Origin of the sequence: Actinomadura geliboluensis (assembly GCF_005889745.1) — a bacterium.
GTDB lineage: Bacteria > Actinomycetota > Actinomycetes > Streptosporangiales > Streptosporangiaceae > Spirillospora > Spirillospora geliboluensis.
The window spans coordinates 1-19,827 of record NZ_VCKZ01000143.1 but is presented as its reverse complement, the minus strand read 5'-3'; the positions used below and the strand labels follow the sequence as shown (position 1 = coordinate 19,827).

16 protein-coding genes, 1 tRNA gene and 2 pseudogenes are annotated in these 19,827 nt (G+C 71.1%); 14 read left to right on the top strand and 5 right to left on the bottom strand.

Annotated features, from left to right (window positions below; all coding sequences use genetic code 11):
• From ETD96_RS20145 to ETD96_RS20115, 7 genes are all read left to right on the top strand, one after another.
• On the top strand, positions 1 to 1,039 hold a 1,039-nt coding region (locus ETD96_RS20145), incomplete at its 5' end, for an MATE family efflux transporter (RefSeq protein ID WP_205719365.1).
• Between the two features lie 179 nt (positions 1,040 to 1,218).
• A complete protein-coding gene (locus ETD96_RS20140) occupies positions 1,219 to 2,328 on the top strand; it encodes a DegT/DnrJ/EryC1/StrS family aminotransferase (RefSeq protein ID WP_171069128.1) in 1,110 nt (369 codons plus the stop codon).
• 2 nt (positions 2,329 to 2,330) lie between these two features.
• Positions 2,331 to 3,452 carry an inositol-3-phosphate synthase gene (locus ETD96_RS20135; RefSeq protein ID WP_138638014.1) on the top strand — a complete coding sequence of 374 codons (1,122 nt, stop codon included), beginning with the start codon at positions 2,331 to 2,333 and terminating at the stop codon, positions 3,450 to 3,452.
• Between the two features lie 46 nt (positions 3,453 to 3,498).
• On the top strand, positions 3,499 to 4,977 hold the full coding sequence (locus ETD96_RS20130) for an arylsulfotransferase family protein (RefSeq protein WP_205719364.1): 1,479 nt from the start codon (positions 3,499 to 3,501) through the stop codon (positions 4,975 to 4,977).
• A 27-nt stretch (positions 4,978 to 5,004) separates the two neighbouring features.
• On the top strand, positions 5,005 to 6,999 hold the full coding sequence (locus ETD96_RS20125) for a carbamoyltransferase family protein (protein WP_138638013.1): 1,995 nt from the start codon (positions 5,005 to 5,007) through the stop codon (positions 6,997 to 6,999).
• Positions 7,000 to 7,208: 209 nt separating this feature from the next.
• Positions 7,209 to 8,195 carry an aldo/keto reductase gene (locus ETD96_RS20120; protein ID WP_138638012.1) on the top strand — a complete coding sequence of 329 codons (987 nt, stop codon included), beginning with the start codon at positions 7,209 to 7,211 and terminating at the stop codon, positions 8,193 to 8,195.
• Positions 8,196 to 8,214: 19 nt separating this feature from the next.
• A complete protein-coding gene (locus ETD96_RS20115; protein WP_138638011.1) occupies positions 8,215 to 8,547 on the top strand; it encodes a hypothetical protein in 333 nt (110 codons plus the stop codon).
• A gap of 9 nt (positions 8,548 to 8,556) precedes the next feature.
• Here ETD96_RS20115 and ETD96_RS20110 read toward each other — a convergent pair whose 3' ends face one another.
• The 3 genes from ETD96_RS20110 to ETD96_RS20095 all read right to left on the bottom strand — a co-directional run bounded on the left by ETD96_RS20110 (position 8,557) and on the right by ETD96_RS20095 (position 10,809).
• Entirely contained in the window at positions 8,557 to 9,186 is a 630-nt protein-coding gene (locus tag ETD96_RS20110; protein ID WP_138638010.1) for a class I SAM-dependent methyltransferase, read from the bottom strand.
• A gap of 170 nt (positions 9,187 to 9,356) precedes the next feature.
• The gene (locus ETD96_RS20105; protein WP_138638009.1) at positions 9,357 to 9,929 is read right to left on the bottom strand and encodes an alpha-ketoglutarate-dependent dioxygenase AlkB; all 573 of its coding nucleotides are present in this window, start codon (positions 9,927 to 9,929) and stop codon (positions 9,357 to 9,359) included.
• 415 nt (positions 9,930 to 10,344) lie between these two features.
• Positions 10,345 to 10,809 (bottom strand): phosphotransferase, encoded by a 465-nt coding sequence (locus tag ETD96_RS20095; RefSeq protein WP_138638008.1) that lies wholly within the window; start codon positions 10,807 to 10,809, stop codon positions 10,345 to 10,347.
• Between the two features lie 113 nt (positions 10,810 to 10,922).
• Here ETD96_RS20095 and ETD96_RS20090 point away from each other — a divergent pair, with 113 nt between their 5' ends.
• The 4 genes and pseudogenes from ETD96_RS20090 to ETD96_RS20075 all read left to right on the top strand — a co-directional run bounded on the left by ETD96_RS20090 (position 10,923) and on the right by ETD96_RS20075 (position 13,950).
• Positions 10,923 to 11,648 (top strand): PASTA domain-containing protein, encoded by a 726-nt coding sequence (locus ETD96_RS20090; RefSeq protein ID WP_138638007.1) that lies wholly within the window; start codon positions 10,923 to 10,925, stop codon positions 11,646 to 11,648.
• Between the two features lie 9 nt (positions 11,649 to 11,657).
• Positions 11,658 to 12,209 (top strand): annotated as a pseudogene (locus ETD96_RS20085) (transposase family protein); the annotation flags it as partial.
• A gap of 178 nt (positions 12,210 to 12,387) precedes the next feature.
• Positions 12,388 to 12,891, top strand: coding sequence for a SigE family RNA polymerase sigma factor (locus ETD96_RS20080; protein ID WP_138638006.1), 504 nt, complete (start codon positions 12,388 to 12,390; stop codon positions 12,889 to 12,891).
• Positions 12,892 to 12,894: 3 nt separating this feature from the next.
• Complete coding sequence (locus ETD96_RS20075; RefSeq protein ID WP_138638005.1) at positions 12,895 to 13,950, top strand: hypothetical protein; 1,056 nt, start codon at positions 12,895 to 12,897, stop codon at positions 13,948 to 13,950.
• A 226-nt stretch (positions 13,951 to 14,176) separates the two neighbouring features.
• Here the strand turns inward: ETD96_RS20075 and ETD96_RS46775 are convergent.
• Positions 14,177 to 14,446: pseudogene (locus tag ETD96_RS46775) on the bottom strand (Mu transposase domain-containing protein); the annotation flags it as partial.
• A gap of 379 nt (positions 14,447 to 14,825) precedes the next feature.
• Between ETD96_RS46775 and ETD96_RS20065 the strand changes: the two are divergent.
• From ETD96_RS20065 to ETD96_RS45980, 3 genes are all read left to right on the top strand, one after another.
• Entirely contained in the window at positions 14,826 to 16,892 is a 2,067-nt protein-coding gene (locus ETD96_RS20065; protein WP_138638004.1) for an outer membrane protein assembly factor BamB family protein, read from the top strand.
• Between the two features lie 14 nt (positions 16,893 to 16,906).
• Entirely contained in the window at positions 16,907 to 19,063 is a 2,157-nt protein-coding gene (locus tag ETD96_RS20060) for an outer membrane protein assembly factor BamB family protein (protein ID WP_138638003.1), read from the top strand.
• Between the two features lie 95 nt (positions 19,064 to 19,158).
• Positions 19,159 to 19,536 (top strand): helix-turn-helix domain-containing protein, encoded by a 378-nt coding sequence (locus tag ETD96_RS45980; protein ID WP_205719361.1) that lies wholly within the window; start codon positions 19,159 to 19,161, stop codon positions 19,534 to 19,536.
• A 101-nt stretch (positions 19,537 to 19,637) separates the two neighbouring features.
• Here the strand turns inward: ETD96_RS45980 and ETD96_RS20045 are convergent.
• A tRNA-Pro gene (locus ETD96_RS20045) sits at positions 19,638 to 19,711 on the bottom strand.
• Positions 19,712 to 19,827 lie beyond the last annotated feature (116 nt).

The following is a 19,827-nucleotide window of genomic DNA, read 5'->3' as shown; positions in this document are numbered from 1 at the left end:
GGGGTCGGAGGTGTATAAGAGACAGGTCATCGCCGTCGCGGCGCCCGCGCTGGCCCGGTTCCTCCAGGTGGGCGCGGGAGCCGACGCGGAGTTCGTGTCGTTCCTGCGCTGGATGGCCGCGGCCAACCTGACGCTGATCGTCCCGGTGCTCGCGGCCTCCTGCCTGCGCGGCGCCGGCCGGGCCCGCGCCGCGGCGCTGATCACGCTGTCGAACGCGGCCGTGGAGATCACGCTGGTGGCCGTGCTCGGCTTCGATCCGGTGGCGCTCGGCGTGATGGCGGTGCCGGTGGCCACGGCCGCGGCCGGGCTGTCCGGCGGCGTGCTGGGCCTCGTGCTGCTGCGGCGCGCCGGGCTGCGGGGGCCGGTCGGCTGGCGCCCGGAGGTGCTGCGCGGGCTGCGGTCGGTGGGCCTGCCGGTGGGGATCTCGTACGTGGCGGTGTTCGCGACCAACCTGGCGCTGATGTGGGTGCTGGGCCCGTTCGATCCCCGGATCCGCAACGGGTTCGCCGCCGCCGCGACCGTGCAGAGCCTGGTCGTCATCCCGGCCATCGCGCTCGGCTCCGCGACGGCCATCGTGATGAACCAGCAGCGCGGCGCGGGACGGCGCGGGCTGAACCCGGCCACGATGGGCGCGGGCCTGCGGATCGCGGCCGCCGTCTACGGCGCCGTGGCGCTGGTGGTCTGGACGGCCCGCGACGTGATCGGGCTGGTGATGGCGGGCGACTCGCGGATGGCCGCCGAATGCGCCCGCTACCTCAACGAGGTGGGCCCCACCTACCTGTGCTTCGGCATGGTGCTCATGGCGATCACGGTGATGGAGCAGATCGGCCGGGGCCGCGCGGCGCTCCTGCTGAACGCGGTGTACGCGGCGCAGATCATCGGTGTCGGCGGCCTGCTGGCCCGGAGCTTCCACAGCCAGGACCTGCTCTACGGGACCATCGCCGTGACCAACCTCGCCGGGCTCGCGGTGGTGCTCGTCGCGGTCCGGGCCGTCCGGCGCGACAGCGGCGACCTCGGTCAGGCATGCCCATCCGGGTAGCGCGTAAGCGCGACCACAAAGGGATTATCAATCGCTGCACGGCACCGCAGACTCAGGGTGGTGCGGGGAAATTGAGATCTCCGCGAGAACGCGGTCCTCCCCGGTGCGAAATGCAGCCATCACCCGTTCATCCGGAATTCGCACCGCGCCGACGATGGAAAGTAGGTGAAATGGCCTCGATGGATTTGCACGGCCGCCGCTGGCCGACCGTGCCGACCGAGCGCGAGACGGAGCTCCTCGGCGAGGTCGCCCGCTCCCGCGTCTGGACCGACGGTCCCTGGACGGCCGAGGTGGAACGGCGCATGGCCGGCCTCACCGGCGCCCCGCACGCGGTGGCGTTCAACAGCTGCACCTCCGCGCTGCACGCCGCGCTGCACGCCCTGGGCGCCGGGCGCGGCACCCGGGTGGCGCTGCCGTCGCTGACCTTCGCGGGGACGGCCACCGGCGCCCGGCACATCGGGGCGACGCTGCTGTTCCAGGAGGTCCGGCCGGACACCCTCACGCTCGGCCCGGACCTGCCGGCGGACGCCGACCTGGTCATCGCGGTGGACCTGCACGGCGTCCCGCACGGCCTGGACCGGGGGCCGGTGCTCACCGACGCCTGCCAGGCGCTCGGCACCCGGATCGGCGGCCGGCACGTCGGCGCGTCCGGCACCCACGCCTGGTCGTTCTCCGCGGCCAAGATGGTGACCGCCCCGGACGGCGGCGCGGTCACCACCTCCGACGCCGCGCTGGCGGACCGCCTCCGGGAGCTGCGCGACTACGGCGTTCCGGCCGGGGAGCACCGCTCGAACGCGGGCGTGCGGTGGCCCGGCGGGCACAACTGGCGGCCGTCGGAGCTGTCGATGGCGATGGTCGCGCACCGCCTGGACGACCTCGACGTCCGCGTCGCGCGGGCGCGGGACGTCACCGACCGGCTGCACAAGACGATGGACGGGCTCAGCCTGTGGCGCCAGCACGCCCCGGACGGCACCGAACCCGGCTGGCACAAGGTGCGCTTCGGCGCCCCCGGCCTGGACCCCGGGGAGGCGCGCCGCATGGCGGACGCGCTCGCCGCGGCCGGCGTGCCCACCCACCGCTGGGGCGCGCTCCCGCTGCACCGGCACCCCGCGTTCGGCGGCCCCGGCGGACCGGACCTTCCGGGCACCGACCGACCGGACCTTCCGGGCACCGACCGCGCGGCCGCCGGGACCCTCTGCCTCGGTACCGAAGCCTGCCCTCCCATGACCTGGAACGACGACGAGGTCGAGCAGGTCTGCACCCTCATCGAAACGATCGCGGAAGGCTGAACATGGACACTCCTCGGACTCGTATCGGCATCATCGGCGTCGGCAACTGCGCGCGTGCGCTGATCGAGGGCACCGCCTTCTACCGGGCCAATCCCGAAGTGACCTCCGGGCTGATGTTCCCGTACGTGGGCCCCTACGGCGCGGGGTCCGTGGAGCCCGTCGCCGCCTGGGACGTCGACACCGAGAAGGTGGGGAAGGACCTGTGGTCCGCCAGGGCCGCGGGCCAGAACCTCGACATCGGCATCCCGCAGGGCGACCTCCTCCCGATCGGCGACGACGTCGAGGTGCTGCGCGCCCCGACCCTGGACGGCGCCGGGACGCGCTACCAGGAGCGGATGAGCCTCGCCCCCGAGACCGCCGGGGACCGCACCGCCGAGATCGTCGAGCAGATCCGGGCGGCCCGGGTCGACGTGCTGCTCAACTACCTGCCGGTCGGCTCCCAGCGCGCCACCGAGTGGTGGGCCGCGGCCGCGCTGGAGGCCGGGACGGCGTTCGTCAACAACGTGCCGGCCTTCATCGCCTCCACCGGCGAGTGGCGCCGGCGTTTCCGCGACGCGGGCCTCCCGCTCATCGGCGACGACATCAAGTCGCAGCTCGGCGCCACCTACCTGCACCGCGCGCTGGTGCGGGCGTTCTCCGACCGGGGCATCGCGCTGGAGCGCACCTACCAGCTCAACGTCGGCGGCAACATGGACTTCTACAACATGCTGGAGCGGGAGCGGCTCGCGTCCAAGAAGCAGTCCAAGACCGGGGCCGTGACCGACGCCTACGACGGCGATCTCCCCGCCGACCGGGTGCACATCGGCCCGTCCGACTTCGTCCCCTTCCTCGGCGACACCAAGAAGGCGTTCATCCGCTGCGAGGGCAGCGGGTTCGGCGGCGCGAGGATCGACCTGGAGATGCAGCTGACCGTCCCGGACTCGCCCAACTCGGCCGGCGTGGTGATCGACGCCGCGCGGATCGCCAAGCTCGCGATGGACCGCGGCGACGTCGCCGTGGACGAGTGGGTGTCGGCATGGCTGTTCAAGGCGCCGCCGCGAAGCGTCGCGCAGGAGTCCGACCAGGTGGCCAGGGAGCGCCTCACCCAGTGGATCGGCGCTCCCGGCGAGGGAGCGAAGCGCTGAGCGGCCGCGGACCACGGCCCGCCGTCCACTCCGGAAGGAAGCACGCGTGTTCTCATTGAGCCTGCGCCGATCCACCGCCCTGGGCGGTGTCGGCATGGCGGCCGTCCTCTGCGCCGCCTCCGCCTCCGCCCTCCCGCCGCACGCCTCGCGGGCGGCGTCCGCGTCGGCCCTCGCGCCCGCCGCACCCGCCGCGCAGACCGGCGAGGTGCCCAGGTTCACCGTGGTGACCCACCGGCCGGGAACCTCCCCGGGGCTGCTCTTCGCCACGCCGCAGTCCGCCAGGGACTCCGGCGCCGTGCACGGCCCCCAGATCCTCGACGACCGCGGGCGGGTGGTGTGGTTCCGCCCCGTCCCCGCCGGCCAGTTCGCCACGGACCTGCGCGTCCAGCGGTACCGGGGCAAGCCCGTGCTGACCTGGTGGCAGGGCACGAGCAGCAACACCGGCATCGGGAAGGGCGTCGGCTACATCGCCGACTCCTCCTACCGCGTCATCGCCACCGTCCGGCCCGACGGCGACTACGCGCCCGACCTCCACGAGTTCGCGCTCACCGAGAAGGGCACGGCCCTCGTCACCAGCTACCGGACGGTGCCGTACGACCTGACGCCGGTGGGCGGCCCCAAGGACGGCCAGGCGGTGGACAGCGTCGTCGAGGAGATCGACGTCGCCACCGGCCGCCGCATCATGCGGTGGAGCAGCCTCCAGCACGTCCCGATCACCGAGAGCGACATGCCCGTGGAACTGACGCACGGCGCTCCCTACGACTACTTCCACGTCAACTCCGTGGCCGTCGACGATGACGGCGACCTGCTGGTCTCCGGCCGCACCACCTCCACCGTCTACAAGGTGGACCGGGAGACCGGAGCGGTGCTCTGGAGGCTCGGCGGACGCCACAGCTCGTTCCGCCTCGGCGCCGGGGTGCGGTTCAACTGGCAGCACGACGCCATGCCGGAGGGACGCGGCACCTACCGCATCTTCGACAACGGGAGCGTCGCGGGGTCCCCGGGCTGGGAGTCGCGTGTCGTGCGCGTCCGGGTGGACGCCCGGCGGCGGACCGCCGCGTTCCTCGGGCAGGTCACCCACCCCGTCCTCCAGTCGGTGGAGAACGAGGGCGGAAGCCAGCGGACGCCCGGCGGCGGCACGCTCGTGAGCTGGGGATCCAGCAGCCGGATCTCGGAGTTCGCCAAGAGCGGGCGCCTGCTGTTCGACGCCACCCTCCCGGCCGGCTGGAGCAGCTACCGCGTCTACCGGTCGCGCTGGTCGGCCGAGCCTGCGGCGCCCCCCGCCGTCTCCGTGGGACCCGACGGGGCGCTGCACGCGAGCTGGAACGGGGCGACGGGCGTCGCCCGCTGGCGGGTGCTCGGCGGAGACGCTCCGGCCGCCCTCAAGCCGGTGGCCGAGGCCGCGTGGCAGGGGCTCGACACCGCCGTCCGCCTCGACCCGCTGCCCCGCTTCGTCAAGGTGGAGGCGCTGGACGCGCACGGCACGAGCATGGGGTCCTCCACGGCGGTCCCCACGGACAGCTGACCGCGGTGCCCAGGAAGGAGGCCGACGATGTACGTACTGGGGCTCAACTGCTTCTTCTCCCGGCCCGACGAGGACTTCATCCCCCGCCTGCCGGAGTACTTCTTCCATGACGCGTCCGCCGTCCTGCTGCGCGACGGCCGGGTGGTCGCCGCCGTGGAGCAGGAAAGGCTCAGCCGCATCAAGCACACCAACCGGTTCCCCGGCGACGCCGTCCGCGCGGTGCTGGCCAGGGCCGGCATCACCATCGCGGACGTCGACAAGGTCGCGTTCTTCTTCACCGAAGAATGGGTCGACAAGGTGCTTTTCCAGCTCTACTCCCAGCATCCCGGAGTGGAGGTGAAATGGAGCCGAGAACTGATCAAGGAGCGGATCCGCGAACTCTTCGGCCACGACCTGCCGGACGAGAAACTCGCGTTCGTCCCGCACCACGAGTCGCACGCCTACTCCGCCTATCCGCAGTCGGGGTACGACGACGCGCTCGTGATGGTCATGGACGGCCAGGGGGAAGGCGTGTCCACGTCCTTCTACAGCGCCGACGGGGACCGGGTCGAACTCCTCGGCTCCAAGGACATCGACCGGTCGATCGGGCACCTCTACACGGCCGGCACGGAGATCCTCGGCTACCGGCTGTTCGACGAGTACAAGGTCATGGGGCTCGCCCCGTACGGCGACCCCGCGACCTACCGGAAGCTCTTCGAGGAGCTCTACGACCTCCGCTCCGACGGCCATTTCGACATGGACCACAACCGGCTCAAGCTGCTCGCGCTCAGGGCGGGCATCGTCCCCCGGCGCAAGGGCGAGAAGATGACCCGGCGGCACATGGACTTCGCCGCCGCGCTCCAGCAGGCGACCGAGGACCTCGCGCTGCACATGATCGAGCACTGGCGGTGGGTCACCGGGCACCGGCGGCTCGCCATCGCCGGCGGAGTCGGGCAGAACTGCACGCTCAACGGGAAACTGCTGACGGGCGGGCGATTCCAGGAGGTCTTCGTCCACCCGGCCGCGCACGACGCCGGGGCGGCGCTCGGAGCCGCCCTCAAGGTCCACCGGGAATCGGCCGGCCGGCTCCCGCGCGCGAGGGTGCGGGACGTGTTCTGGGGCCCGGGAATCCCCGGCGACTCCGAGGTCGAGGAGCGACTGGCCGAATGGCGGGGTCTGCTCGACTTCCGGCGCTCCGCCGACGTGGCGGAGGAGACGGCCGGACTGCTGGCCGCCGGAAAGGTCGTCGGCTGGGTCCAGGGCCGTTCGGAGTTCGGCCCGCGCGCCCTGGGCAACCGCAGCATCCTGGCGGACCCGCGCCCCGCGGAGAACCACCGACGGATCAACCTGATGGTCAAGAACCGGGAGTCCTACCGGCCGTTCGCACCGTCGGTGAAGGCCGAGCGCCTGCGGGACTACTTCGAGTACCCGTCCGACGTCCCGGCGCCGGACTTCATGGTGTTCACCGTCCCGGTCCGCGCGGAGAGGGCGTCGGAACTGGCCGCGATCACCCATGTGGACGGCACGGCCCGGGTCCACGCGGTGGACCGGGAGGTCAACGAGCGCTACTGGCGGCTGCTGGACGCGTTCGAGCGGCGGACCGGCGTGCCCGTGCTGCTCAACACGTCCTTCAACAACCACGCCGAGCCGATCGTGGACTCGGTGGAGGATGCGATCCGCTGCTTCCTGACCACCCGCCTGGACCACCTGGTGATCGGGGACGTCATCGCCACCAAGACCGGCGGCGAGCTCCGCGACCTGACGGGACTGGTACCGAGCCTGCCGCGCTCCGCCCGGCTGGAGAGGACGATCACCCCGGGAGGCGCCGAGAGGGCCCGGCTGACCGCGAACCATGCCACCGCCGGCTCGGCGGAGATCGGCGACCACACCTTCGAGACGCTGCGGAAGGCGGACGGCCGGTCGTCGCTGGGCGACCTCGGCCTGAACGTGGACACTCCCGGCGGTCTCGAAAGCCTCCGCGAGATCGAGAACCTCTGGAAGGACCGGCTGGTGGAGCTCCGCCCGCCATCGCCCCCGAGGTAGGCGAAGAGGCCCGCGCCCGCTCCGTCACGTCCCGCGAGCCGCCTGGCCAGACCGGACCAGGCGGCTCCGGCGGCCGACCTGCCCGTCCCTTCCGCCTGCCCCTGTTGCCCGCCGAGCACCGTGGCGAAGTGTTATCGGTAACATTCACTGTCGATGTCGGGAGCGACCGTGTCCCGAGCGGCAGACCGATGGAGCAGAGGGGGACACCCGTGGAAGAGCGAATGCTGCAGCGCGCCGGTCGGAAGGTCGGCGTCGTGGGCCTGGGCGCATGGCAACTGGGCGCGGACTGGGGGACGGTCGACGACCGCCAGGCGCTGTCGGTCCTGTCCGCCGCGGTGGAAGCCGGGGTGTCGTTCATCGACACCGCCGACGCGTACGGCGACGGACGCAGCGAGCAGCTGATCGGCCGGTTCCTGCGCGGCGGTGGCGTCCAGGGCGTCATGGTGGCGACCAAGATGGGGCGGCGCGTCATGCCGCAGCACCCGTCGATCTACACCCTGGACAATTTCCGTGCCTGGACCGACCGGTCGCGCGCCAATCTCCAGGTCGAACGGCTCGACCTGGTGCAACTGCACTGCCCGCCTCCGGCCGTCTACCAGGACGACGCGGTGTTCGACGCCCTGGACACGCTCGTGGAGGAGGGCCGGATCGCCGCGTACGGAGTGAGCGTGGAGACCCGGGCCGAGGCGCTGGCCGCCATCGCCCGCCCCGGCGTGGCCACCGTCCAGTTGATTCTCAACATGCTGCGGCTCGGCCCGCTGGAGGAGGTCCTGCCGGCGGCGCGCGCGGCCGGAGTCGGCGTCATCGCGCGAGTGCCGCTGGCGAGCGGCCTGCTGTCGGGCCGCTATGACGAGCACACGACGTTCGCCGCCGATGACCACCGCACCTACAACCGGCATGGCGAGGCGTTCGACGTCGGCGAGACCTTCTCCGGTGTGGATTTCAGCACGGGCTTGGAGGCGGTGCGCCGCCTGCGGCCGCTGGTTCCGGACGGGATCACGATGGCGCAGTTCGCGATGCGCTGGATCATCGACCAGCCCGGGGTGTCCGTGGTGATCCCCGGCGCCCGCACGCCCGACCAGGCCCGCGACAACGCCGCCGCGGCCGACGCCGCTCCGCTGTCACAGGAGGCATCGGCGGGTGTGCGCGAGATCTACGACGAACTGATCGCGCAGCAGGTGGCGAACCGCTGGTGAAGCGAACACCTGGGATGCCATGCGCGACAGAATCCCGGACGCGGTCGAGCGGTTCGAGGCCGAGCTGCCGCCACCGGGCTCACCACCCGGGTCATTCACCCGCGCCTGTCTCGACGCGACCATTCCAGAGAAGGACGGACCACCGGACGATCCGTTCGTCTACGACGCCGACGGCAACCGGCTCATCCGCCGCGACAACACCGGCAGCGTCCTGTATCTGCCGGGAATGGAGCTCCGCCTCAGCGGCGGCACTGTCACCACCACCCGCTACTACACCCACGGCGGACAAACCATCGTGTCCGGCCATGCGACTGGCATATGCCCACACCAGCGGGCCCGTCCACGCACCTGACCGCCATGACTAATTAACCCTGGTTAGCGGTCGGGTGTTTTCCCAGGTCAGCGAGTAGCGGCGGAGTACGTGTCGGCGATAGCGCACGCCGGGCAGCAGTCGCCGCGCTGCGGCTCGCACCTGCCCGTAGCTCATCTGCGGGTCGGCGACCGGCATCCCTTCCGGGCCGTGCGCACGGCGCAGCACCTTGATGGTCCGTACGACCGGGGCGGCCGCGATCATCGCTGCCCACTCCGCCGGAGTCCTCTCACAGGCCAGGCCGACCACCACCAGCGTGCCACCGGGACGCAGTAGCTCGCGCATGCGGGTCAGGGCCGCCTCAAAGTCCATGTGATGGATCGTGGATACCGAGCAGATGAAGTCGTAGCCCTCGACCGGGAGATCGACGGAGAGGAAGTCGCCCTCGAGGAACCTGAGATCCGGGTCACCGGCGGCGAGCTCGTGAGCGCGGGCGATCATCCTTGGCGAGCTGTCGATGCCAGTGACGCGTTTTGCCCGCCCGGTCAGCTTGCGTGCGAGCAGACCGTCCCCACAGCCAACGTCCAGCGCATCGCTGCACCCCTCCGGGACGGCACGCAGGATGCCAGGGTGACGCGCGACGTTGGTATTCCAGTACGGCTTAAGGGCGGCCTGGCTCATCGGATCATCGTAGGGTCATGGCATCTGCGGCCATGTCCTGGCTTTCGCGAACGCATACACAGCTACTGCCCAGGGACATCACAGGGGACGTGCGAGTAACGGGCCAGGAACGTAGAAGCGGCGCGCGAGGCCCTAATGCAGAACCATGCCGAGTGAACCTGCAGAGCAGGTCAGCGTGTCAGCGTCGTAGAGTTCTCTTGCAGGACCGTTCGAAATGTCACGGACACACGTCGGCTGCGGGGCACCCGCCGGTTGGGGCCCGGGTCGGTCTTCCGCGCTGGGATGGCGTGCCGCCAGGTGAATCGTGCGGGGCCTGTCATCACGCACAGACTGCCGGATTCGAGGCGTACTGGCACGCGCGTTTTTTCCTGAGGGTGAGTGAACTCCATAACGCACGCCGACAGCAGACTGACCGAGGCGACGACAGGGCCGAAGGAAGGAATGCGGTCGATATGAGCGCTGATGCCCTGACCAGGCATGTATTCGTTCACGATCACATGGTCGGGCTGTCGGTCGAAATGGCCGTCCTCATGTAGCCGCCGGGCCAGTGCCGTCGCCCAGCCGGGGAGTGGCGGGGCCGGAGCGCCGCCCACGCCACGACTGCCATAGTCGTAACGATGCCCGTAGTGCTGGACACGCCTCCGCAGTTGCGACGACCAGGGCGCGGCGTCGATATCCGCTGCTAGGCGCTGCTGAGCGTCCTTGTCCAGCCAGTGCTGTACGCACAGTAGCCCCGGAACCATGGTCGAAAACCTATTCGATCGCGGCTCATCCGGTCCAGGGGTTCCTCGAGCGCTGCCGATGCTGGCGGCGACGGAGCGAGACGGCCGCCAAGGCGACCTGTCCCGGGTGCGGCAAACAGCGGATCCTGCAGGACGACACCGGCAGATGATCGGACGGTCCGGCTCGGGCATCGGCCCCACCCGCTGCCACTGACCCGGCAAGCTGGACGATCCTGCAGCGCCGCCTGACCCACCGCCAAGCCCAGCGCACGGACGACCCGCACGTGATGGTCACCAAGGGCACCAAGCCGGCCGGTTCCCGGATATGGACCGAGACGATGAAGTGCGGCACCTGACCTCATCCTTCGCCATCAGCTGGCGAAGGGAAAGGTTGAGAGTGGTCGTTTCCCAGCCGGTCGCCGACCGGCGGGTGCGGTCAACGGGCGGCTGTGCAGGTGAGGAGTTCGCGGTGTTCGAGGGTCCATAGTGCGGCCCGGGACTGCCATGCGAGGGTCCACAGCCCCTCGGTGTGAGTGTTGTGCTGGGTGAAGCCCTGAACTCGTGAGTACCAGCCGTTGTCTTTGATCAGGAAGTGCAGGATCCGGTCGATCAGATCGGTGCGTTGACGGCGGGGAAGCCCGTAACCGTCAAGGAAAGCCTTGAACCATTCCGCGCGGGTGGCGGCGGGTGGCAGCCCGATCTCTTCGGCGACGTCATCATCGAAGAGTTGCACGCAGTAGAAGGCGGTGACGGCGACCTCATCGAGGGGGTCGACTGGCCCGGTGTACTCCCAGCCGATCAGCCCGGTCGGGCGGTTCTGGTCAAAGACCACATGCCAGGGTGCGATGTTGCCGTGGCTGATCAGTGCTCCAGGTGTGTCGGTGTGCAAGGTCCAGGGCATCCACTGCGCATCAGGTGGCGGGGTGAAAGGTACGACTCACCTGGTGGAGCTGGTGCAGCAGCGAGCCGACGAGGAGCCGACGCTTCCGGCACCTCGATGGCAGCATCAGCACCGTGAAGCGGGGCGGTCTGGGCATCTACCGTGCGAGTGCCGGAAAAGTCCGCCCGGCGGCGGGGGAGACGGTTACGATCGCCGCGTTCATGTCTGATCATGTTCGGGAGCGGCACATGGTGGGGATCCGACCCTTAACTCTTGGTCTGCTGATGGTGCCCGTGCTCGGCCTGGCGGCCTGCTCGGGCGGCGACAGCACTTCCGCCGCAGGGAGCGCGGGGAGCGGCGCAAAATCGCCACGTCCCTCACCTGTCCTGCCCTCCTTCAAAGGAAAGAAGCTCGACGCCGTCAGCGGCGAGTTGCAGCGTTCCTGGCCCGCCTACACCACGGCGTTCAGGGCCCTGCCCGACGGTCACCTGTTCGACGGCGAGTCCTACTCCGGTACCTGGGTCGTCTGCACGCAGGTCGAGGACCCTCAGGGGAAGAAGGTGGAGTTGGGATTCCTTCCCCCGCAGGTGTCCTGCCCGCCCGACGGCCGTGTGACCACCTGGCCCGTCGTGCCCAACTTCGTCGGCAAGACCGGCACCGACGCAAAGCAAGCCGCCCTGCGGCTCGGCTTCCCGCTCGTCAGCAGCGAGCCCATCGTGACCGAGGGATACGACGACAGCTCGCACCTGGAACGTACCGTCTGCACCCAGGACCCGCCCGTCGGCCAGAGCATGCGCCAGCACTACGGCACGACACTGAGCCTGCGGGTCGCCGACAGCAAGGGGTCGTGCACCCCGTAGGTGCCCCGCCTGGTGCTGGACGGCACCTTGATCTCGATCGACCGGGTCGCCGCCGACCGGCCCCACTACTCGGGAAAGCATCGCCGCCACGGCATGAACCTCCAGGTCATCGCCGCACCGGACGGGACCCTGCTGTGGGTGTCGGGACCGCTGCGCGGCTCGGTCCACGACCTGACCGCGGCCAGGTTCTGGGGCGTCATCCGGGCCTTGGCCGCCACCGAGCTGCTCGTGCTGGCCGACAAGGCCTACCAGGGCGCCGGCGCGCACATCCCCAAGCTCTACAAGGGACGCCAACCGCGCACACGCCAAGCTCCGCGGACCCGGCGAACGCGCGAACGCCCAGCTCAAATCATGGCGCATCCTGCGCAAGCCACGCTGCTGCCCCCACCGCGCCGGCCGCCTCGCCAAAGCCGTCCGCACCCTTCAACTCCGCGAGACCGCAGCACGCTGAAAAAGGCTCAGTGGGCGCCGCCGGACAAGGGCGAGGATCTGGGCGCGTACGTGGCGGGTGATCTGCTGCGCAAGGGCGCCCGCGACCTGAGCGGCGGTATCCCGCACTGAAGGCCTGAACGAAGCAGGACCGCAAGGATGAAGGGCCAGGGCCCGCTTGGTGTAGGTGGGCCGGTCGAATGGCGTAGTTGCAGAACCGGCACCTCGATGTGGAAGAGACTCGCTTGCCGGGCAACCGTTTCGGGGGGCCAGCCGGTAGATGTCGGAGAGAGATCTACTGGGAGGTCGGATGCGGGAGCGCCCGGACTACGCGGCGTATGTGACGGAGCGGTCGCCGCGGCTGCTCAGAACGGCCTATCTGTTGTGCCGCGACTGGGCGCAGGCGGAGGATCTGCTGCAGACGGCGCTGGTCAAGGCGTGGCGCTCGTGGCGGCGGATCGAGGACAACCCCGATCCGTACGTCTACCGGATCTTGGTCAACACGAACGCGTCGTGGGCGAAGCGGCACTGGCGCGGCGAGCGGCCCACGGAACGGCCCCCGGACGGCCCCGATCCGGCGGACGGCATCGGCGCCGCTGAGGACAAGGCGGTTTTGTGGGCGGCGCTCGGCCGGCTCCCGGACCGGCAGCGCGCCACGCTGGTGCTGCGCTTCTTCGAGGACCTGTCGGAGCCGCAGGTCGCCGAGGTGCTCGGCTGCTCGGTCGGGACGGTGAAGAGCCAGACCAGCAAGGCCCTCACCAAACTCCGGATCGATCCGGGCGTCCTGGCCGCCGTACCGCAGGGAGGGGAGTGAGCGATGGCACGCGAACTGAAGGACCTGACCGAGGTCATGGAGGCCGAGAGCGCTCGCGGCGTTCCGTCCCCGGATCTGCTGGACGGCGTCCGCCGCCGGGTCCGGCGCGGCAACCGGCTGCGCGCCGCCGCCGCGGCCTTCGGCGTGGTGCTGATGGCGGGGGCGGCCTTCGGGGTCGCCCAGCAGCAGGACGGCAACGCCCGCGACCGGCACGCGCTCGCACCGACGATGGCCGGCGTCGTCAACCAGGACTTCCAGAGGTCTGCGGGGCGGGACGGCATGCAGCCGCTGCAGGAGGTCGGCTTCTCAAAAATTCGGGCCAAGGGACGGTTCACCATCACGCCGACCGGGCCGTTCATCGGCGTCACCCTCCGGTGCTCCGGCGATTTCATGGTCTACCAGCAGCGGGAGAACGGTGCCTTCAGCAGCGGCGGCTGCAGCCAGGGCTCACCCGACGACAACTCCACCTCGGTCTCCAAGGTCACGCCGGGCGTGCCGATCACCATCGAGGTCGTGGCTCTCCCGTTGAAGGACAGCAGCGAACAGAACCCGAACACGTTGAGTTCAATGATCGGCATCGACCGGTACCTGGGCAGCCACGAGCCGACGTCAGGGAACTGGAGCGTCCGCGTCTACAGCGGCCAGTGCAACACCGACGCCTGCAACATGGGGACCCGTCCGCCCACACAGCCGAAGCGGCTTGCGGTGACCGGGCTGAAGCGGTTGGCGCGGGTCACCGGTAGCGCCGACGGCAGGTCCCGGACGGTCCCGCTCAAAGAGCCGGGGAAGTCGATGCGGATACGGGTGACGTGCGTGGACGGCGCGGCGGTCGCGGTCGTCCGGACCGGCGGGCAGACCAAGGTCGTGGACTGTGAGATCGCCGAATCCACGGGCATCATCTGGGATCAGGACGTCGAAGGCGGGACGAACGCAATCAAAATCGCCGTGCTGCCCGCCGAGGCGGGCAAGGTACACGCCACCAGCGACGCCGCGCTGGCAAAACTGATGAAGAGCGTGAAGCCGGCGGGGAAGTGGACACTGGAGGTCTACGCCCGCTGAGCCCCGCAGCGCCGGGCCCGGTCGGTCACCGCCGGGCCCGGCGGCGGCCGACCGCCACCGGGTCGTGAAGCGGCACAGACCAATGCCTCCAGCAAGATCAGAAGTCTCCACCATTGTCACCTAAATTATGCTGGTACGTAAACCGTGGGACGGTTCGTTATTTTGGCCCCGTCCGTTTCGCTCAGCCCCGTCAGGATGTCGAATGGCGGTGGATGATCTGGGGAAGAGTTGGGCTGATATGAGTTGCGTGGAACCGAGCCCAGACCCGGGTGTCGACCGGCCGGTGCGGAACCGAGTACCGCACTCCCTCGACCGAGATGGTGCAGTACCAGTTCACCCGGCGGGTGGTGCCGAATGCCGCAGTGGACGGCGCCTTGGGCAACGGGTGCAGCCGCTGGCGCTCCTCGGCCAGCAACTCGACCGGCCTGCGCTTGGTCTCGCGGTGGACACGGCCGTTCACCTCCTGGCAGAAATCTCGGCAGACCGTCTCCAACTGCGAGGACGGGCCGAGGGGCCATATCGGCGGCGGTCGGCACCTTGCCGGACTCTCGCAGAAGATCGAGGAGGGCCTCGGTGATCGCCCTCCGGGTCTGCCCCGGGCCACGCGAACGCTGATTCGAGCCGACCGTCCCCATGAGACCGCCAGTGGAGCAGGCCTCGTCCCCCAGTGCAAGTGATCGCCCGCGCCGGCCGCCCGGATCGGTCGGGCGCCGCCGTGGGGGCGACTTCGCTGAGCATCTCGTCCTCTTCTGTCAGAATCGTGGCGGTCTCGCTGGCGGACGCAGGCGAATGGGGCGGTACGCACCGGCATCTCAGTGCGCGGACGGGAGCGTGGTCCACGCAGGTCAGGAGCAGGAGAGAGGGCGGGGGCGGGCATGGAGCCTCTCCGGTCCGGTGATCCCCGGCGGGTCGGCGGCCACCGGCTGCTGGGCAGGCTCGGCACCGGCGGCATGGGCCAGGTGTTCCTGGGACGTTCCCCTGGCGGGACGCTCGTGGCGGTCAAGGTCGTCCACCCCCAGCTGGTCCAGGATCCGGGCTTCCGGGCGCGGTTCCGCCGCGAGGTCGATGCGGCCCGGGCCGTGGGCGGCGCCTTCACCGCGCCCGTCATGGACGCCGATCCCGACGCCGCCCTGCCGTGGCTGGCGACCGCGTACCTGCCGGGCGTGCCGCTGGACCTGGCGGGGCCGCTGCCGGCTCCCGCCGTCGCGGCGCTGGGCGCCGGGCTTGCCGAGGCGCTGGTGTCGATCCACCGCGCCGGGATCGTGCATCGCGACCTCAAACCGTCCAACGTCATCCTGGGGCTCGACGGGCCGAAGGTGATCGACTTCGGCATCGCCCACGCCGCGGGCGGCGCCGTCGTCACCCAGGCGGGTTTCGCCGTCGGGTCCCCGGGCTTCATGGCGCCGGAGCAGGCCCGCGGGGCACCGACGGGGCCCGCCGCCGACGTCTTCTCCCTCGGCGCGGTCCTGGTCTTCGCCGCGACGGGCGCCGGCCCCTACGGGCAGGGACCGCCCCACGTGTTGATCTACCGCGCCGTGCACGAGCGGCCGCGGCTCGATGCCGTCACCGATCCGGGCCTGCGCGCGGTCGTCGAGGCATGCCTGGACTCAGACCCGAACAGGAGGCCGCCCCCGGACCGGCTGCTTCACCGGCTCGCCCCCCTCGTGCCGCAGAGCACCGACCTGCACGGCGTCGGCTGGCTGCCGGACGCCATCGCCGCTCGAATCCTCCAGGCGGGCACGGACGTGCCGGACGTCCCGCTGACCGAGCCCCGGCAGGCCGGGGCTCCGGAACGGCGGCGGCTCCTGCTCCTCGGCGGAGCGGCCGCGGGCGTCGTGCTGGGCACCGGGGGAGTCGTGGCGCTGGCCCGCGCACTGCGGGCCTCTTCTTCGGACGGGCCCGGTGGGCGGACGCCGGCCGTGCCGCCCACCACGTCCCCCGCACCGGTGCCCCCGCCCATGCGAGACGGCAAGGTGCTGTGGAAACGCTTCTCCGGCGACGAATACCTCATCTCCACCCCGGTGGTGGCCGGCGGACAGGTCTTCGTGGGCAGTGAGAAGCGGGGCCTGCTGGCATTCGACGCGAAGACCGGCGCACCGCGGTGGCGATACCGGACCGCGCAGCGGATCGTCACCGGTCCCGCCGTCGCGTCGGGCCTCGTCTACGCCCTTTCCCAGGACGGAGTCCTGCACGCGGTCAACGCCCGTACGGGCAAGCTGAAATGGCGGCGGACGGTCGGGAACACCCAGGCGGACCCCATGGTCGACCGGGGGCTCGTCTTCTGCGGCGGCGACGCCCTCCAGGCGCTCGACGCGTCCGGGGGCGCGGTCCGATGGCGGCGCGGCGGCGCCGCCCATACCCCCGCCGTCGCCGACGGCATGGTCTACGTTCCCAGCGGTAAGAGACTCGCTGCCTACGACGCTTCCACTGGACGGACCCGGTGGACGTACCAGTCCCCCAACGGCGTCCAGGACGCCACGGCGGCGAACGGCATGGTCTGCTTCGCCGACTTCCAGGGGGAGAAGGTCCACGCGCTCGACGCCCGTACCGGCAAGCCGCGCTGGACGTTCGACATGGGGGAGACCGCCACGTCCCGGCCGGTGGTGACGGACCGCCTGGTGTACGTGTGCGACTACGGCGGGAAGGTCTCCGCTCTGGATCCCGCCACGGGGACGATGCGCTGGCAGGTCCAGGTGGAGGGGGAGATCCACGCGAACCCCGTCCTGACCGGCGGCACCCTGTACGTCCCCAGCGGGATCTATTCCAACGGAGGCGTGTACGCGATCGAGGCCGGCACCGGCCGCAAGGTGTGGCGCTTCTGGACCGCCGGGGGCATCGAGTCCGGCCCGGCCGTTGCGGACGGTGTCGTCTACACCGGCTGCAAGGACGGCTACCTGTACGCTCTCGACGCGCGCGGTGGATCGGGCACCGCGACCGGGTGAAAGACGGGGAGCCGATGTCCGCGACACGTCCGGGGATCCCGCGGCAGGTGGGGCCCTACCGCGTTGTGTCCAGGCTGGGCGAGGGCGGCATGGGGCAGGTCTTCGCCGGCCGCTCACCCGGCGGCCGGACGGTCGCCATCAAGATCATTCACCCGGCCCTGGCGGAGGACGCCGACTTCCGGGCGCGGTTCCGGCGCGAGATCACGGCGGCCCGCGCCGTCGGCGGCGTCTACACCGCCCCGGTGGTGGACGCCGACCCCGACGCCTCGCCGCCGTGGCTGGCCACGGCGTTCCTGCGCGGCATGTCCCTGGAGGACGCCGTCGCCGCGCACGGGCCGCTGCCTCCCCCCGCGGTCCGCGCGCTCGGCGCCGGGCTCGCCGAGGCGCTGATGTCGATCCACCGCGCCGGAGTCGTGCACCGCGACCTCAAACCGTCCAACGTGATGCTCACGCCCGAAGGACCGCGCGTCATCGACTTCGGCATCGCCCGCCCGAGCGAGGCCACCGCGCTCACCCGGACCGGCGTCGCCCTCGGCACCCCCGCCTACATGTCCCCCGAGCAGGCGTCCGGCGGTGCGGCCGGGCCGCCGTCGGACGTGTTCTCGTTCGGCGCCGTCCTGACCTTCGCCGCCACCGGAGCCGGCCCGTTCGGGCGGGGCGCCGTCCACGAGATGGTGTACCGCGTCATGCACCTGCCGCCCCATCTGGAGGGCGTCCCCGATCCCGGCCTGCGCGCGCTGATCGCGGCCTGCATGGACAAGGATCCCGCCCGCAGGCCCGGCGCCGACCGGCTGCTGGCGCAGCTGTCCGCCGACCCGGCCGCCGCCGCGCGAGGCACACATTGGCTTCCGCCGCCCATCGCGCACGACGTCGCCCGGCGAGGCGAGACCGCCGTCCCCCGCGGCTCGGGCCGCCGCGCCTTCCTGGCCCTCGGTGCGGGCGGCGTCCTGGCGGCCCTGGCCGCGGGCTCGGCCGGCGCCTTCCTCCTGCGGCGGGGCGACTCCCCGGTCCGCTGGACGTTCGAGCTGCCCGACGACATGTACGTCAGGACGCGGCTCGTGGCGTCGCACGGGACCGTGTACGTGTTCGGCTCCACGAGGCTGGACGGCCGCACGTTCGCGCTCGACGCCCGGACCGGGCGGCAGAGGTGGCAGGCGGACTTCACGGCGGCCCGCGACTCATCGCCGGCCCTGCTCGGCGGCAGGGCCTTCCTCTACGACTCCGCGGGCCGCGAGGTCGTGGTCGGGTTCGAGGAGGCGACCGGCAAGGTCCTCTGGACCCAGTCGCTGAAGAGCTTCGGTCTCGTGCCCGTCCTGGTCGCCGGGTCCGGAGTCGTCTGCCTCACCGGAAGCAGCGGCACCGGGGAGTACGGGCTGTACGGGTACGACGCCGCGAGCGGCCGGCCGCGCTGGCAGTACCGCGTGGACGGCCTGCTCCGGACACAGGCGGCGCTCGCGGGCGGCCTGTGCTGCTTCAGCTCGGAGAAGGGCTTCGTCTACGGGATCGACATCGCCACCGGCAACGCGCGCTGGCAGGTGCGGACGGGTGCCGGCGCCGCCACGACGCCGCTGGTGGCGGGCGACGTGGTGGTGGTCGTCGCCGAGGACGGCTCCGTCCTCGGCCTGGAGGCGGCCACCGGCCGGAAGCGGTGGAGCGTCCCCCTTGGCGGCGCCGCGGCGTCCCAGCATGGGAGGGAAGCCCCGGTGGGGGCCGCCGGCGGCACCGTGTTCGTCGGCGGCCAGGACGGCACCCTCTACGCCCTCGACCCGGCGTCCGGACGCCGGCGGTGGCAGCGCCCCGTCGCGGGCACCGCGGGAAGCGGCGGGTCGCGTGGCTTCCTGGTCCCCGAGGTGGGCGGAGGGTTCGCGGTGGCCACCGACAACGAGGGCCGGATCGTCGCCCTCGACGCCGCCACCGGCGCGCCCCGCTGGGAGCGCGGAGTGGGCCAGGGACTGGGTGAACGGCCCCTGATCTCGGGATCGCTGGTGTACTACGGCGCCGTCGACGGCCTGTCGGTCTTTGATCTGCCGACAGGCCGCCTACGCCACCGCTTCGAGTTCGAAGACGTCCTCCGCACGGTGGGCAGCGTGCAGTACTGCACCGCGATGGACGGCACGGTGTACTGCGTCGTGGACGACGCCGTCGTACAGGCGATCCGCTACGAGCCGTGACACGGCCGGAGGGAATCGACCATCTGACCGTGCCAGTCGCGCGTCCCGGGTTCGGAGGGACGAGACCGCACGAGGCAGCGGCCGAGGAGTCCTCGATGGAACAGGGGGTTTGTGGAGGCGTGTACACGGTCGAGCAGGTCGCCGAGATTCTGCAGGTCGGCCGCGACAGGGTCTACATGCTGCTGCGGACGGGGCGTCTGCGCAGTATCAAGATCGGCCAGCGGCGAAGTGCGGCAGGCGTTCCGGCTCGTCACCAAGAAGGCGGGGCTCGGGGAGTTCTGGTCTCCGCGCGAGTTGCGTCACTCGTCTCGATCATGAGTGACGGCGGGGTGCCCATCGAGGCGATCGCCGATCTGTGCGGGCACTCCTCCCCGGCGGTCACCGGGCAGGTGTACCGGCATCAGCTCCGGCCGGTGATCAGCAGGGGCGCGCGGGTCGCCGACTCGGTGTTCGGTACGGGCGAGTCGGCGTAGGCCGGCCGGTGGTGGCTCCCCCTTGGCTCCCCATCGACTTTCAAGATCGAAAAAGGGCTCCGGAGTGATCTCCGAAGCCCCTCTGACCTGGTGTTTCTCTGTCGGGACGGCGGGATTTGAACCCACGACCCCTTGACCCCCAGTCAAGTGCGCTGCCAAACTGCGCTACGTCCCGGTGCCCGCTCTGGGCGGGCGTGTTTACTGTAGCGCAGTCCGCGGGGTCGTGCGTACCGGGATTGCGGGCCCCGTCGATCGTCGGGCGGGGCGGATGGTGTCTGTGCGGGCCGTGGT

Coding starts and splice junctions, on each gene's coding strand:
- ETD96_RS20140 (WP_171069128.1), top strand. CDS start 1,219: ATGGATTTGCACGGCCGCCGCTGGCCGACCGTGCCGACCGAGCGCGAG.
- ETD96_RS20135 (WP_138638014.1), top strand. CDS start 2,331: ATGGACACTCCTCGGACTCGTATCGGCATCATCGGCGTCGGCAACTGC.
- ETD96_RS20125 (WP_138638013.1), top strand. CDS start 5,005: ATGTACGTACTGGGGCTCAACTGCTTCTTCTCCCGGCCCGACGAGGAC.
- ETD96_RS20115 (WP_138638011.1), top strand. CDS start 8,215: ATGCGCGACAGAATCCCGGACGCGGTCGAGCGGTTCGAGGCCGAGCTG.
- ETD96_RS20110 (WP_138638010.1), bottom strand. CDS start 9,186: ATGAGCCAGGCCGCCCTTAAGCCGTACTGGAATACCAACGTCGCGCGT.
- ETD96_RS20105 (WP_138638009.1), bottom strand. CDS start 9,929: ATGGTTCCGGGGCTACTGTGCGTACAGCACTGGCTGGACAAGGACGCT.
- ETD96_RS20095 (WP_138638008.1), bottom strand. CDS start 10,809: ATGCCCTGGACCTTGCACACCGACACACCTGGAGCACTGATCAGCCAC.
- ETD96_RS20080 (WP_138638006.1), top strand. CDS start 12,388: ATGCGGGAGCGCCCGGACTACGCGGCGTATGTGACGGAGCGGTCGCCG.
- ETD96_RS20075 (WP_138638005.1), top strand. CDS start 12,895: ATGGCACGCGAACTGAAGGACCTGACCGAGGTCATGGAGGCCGAGAGC.
- ETD96_RS20065 (WP_138638004.1), top strand. CDS start 14,826: ATGGAGCCTCTCCGGTCCGGTGATCCCCGGCGGGTCGGCGGCCACCGG.
- ETD96_RS20060 (WP_138638003.1), top strand. CDS start 16,907: ATGTCCGCGACACGTCCGGGGATCCCGCGGCAGGTGGGGCCCTACCGC.
- ETD96_RS45980 (WP_205719361.1), top strand. CDS start 19,159: ATGGAACAGGGGGTTTGTGGAGGCGTGTACACGGTCGAGCAGGTCGCC.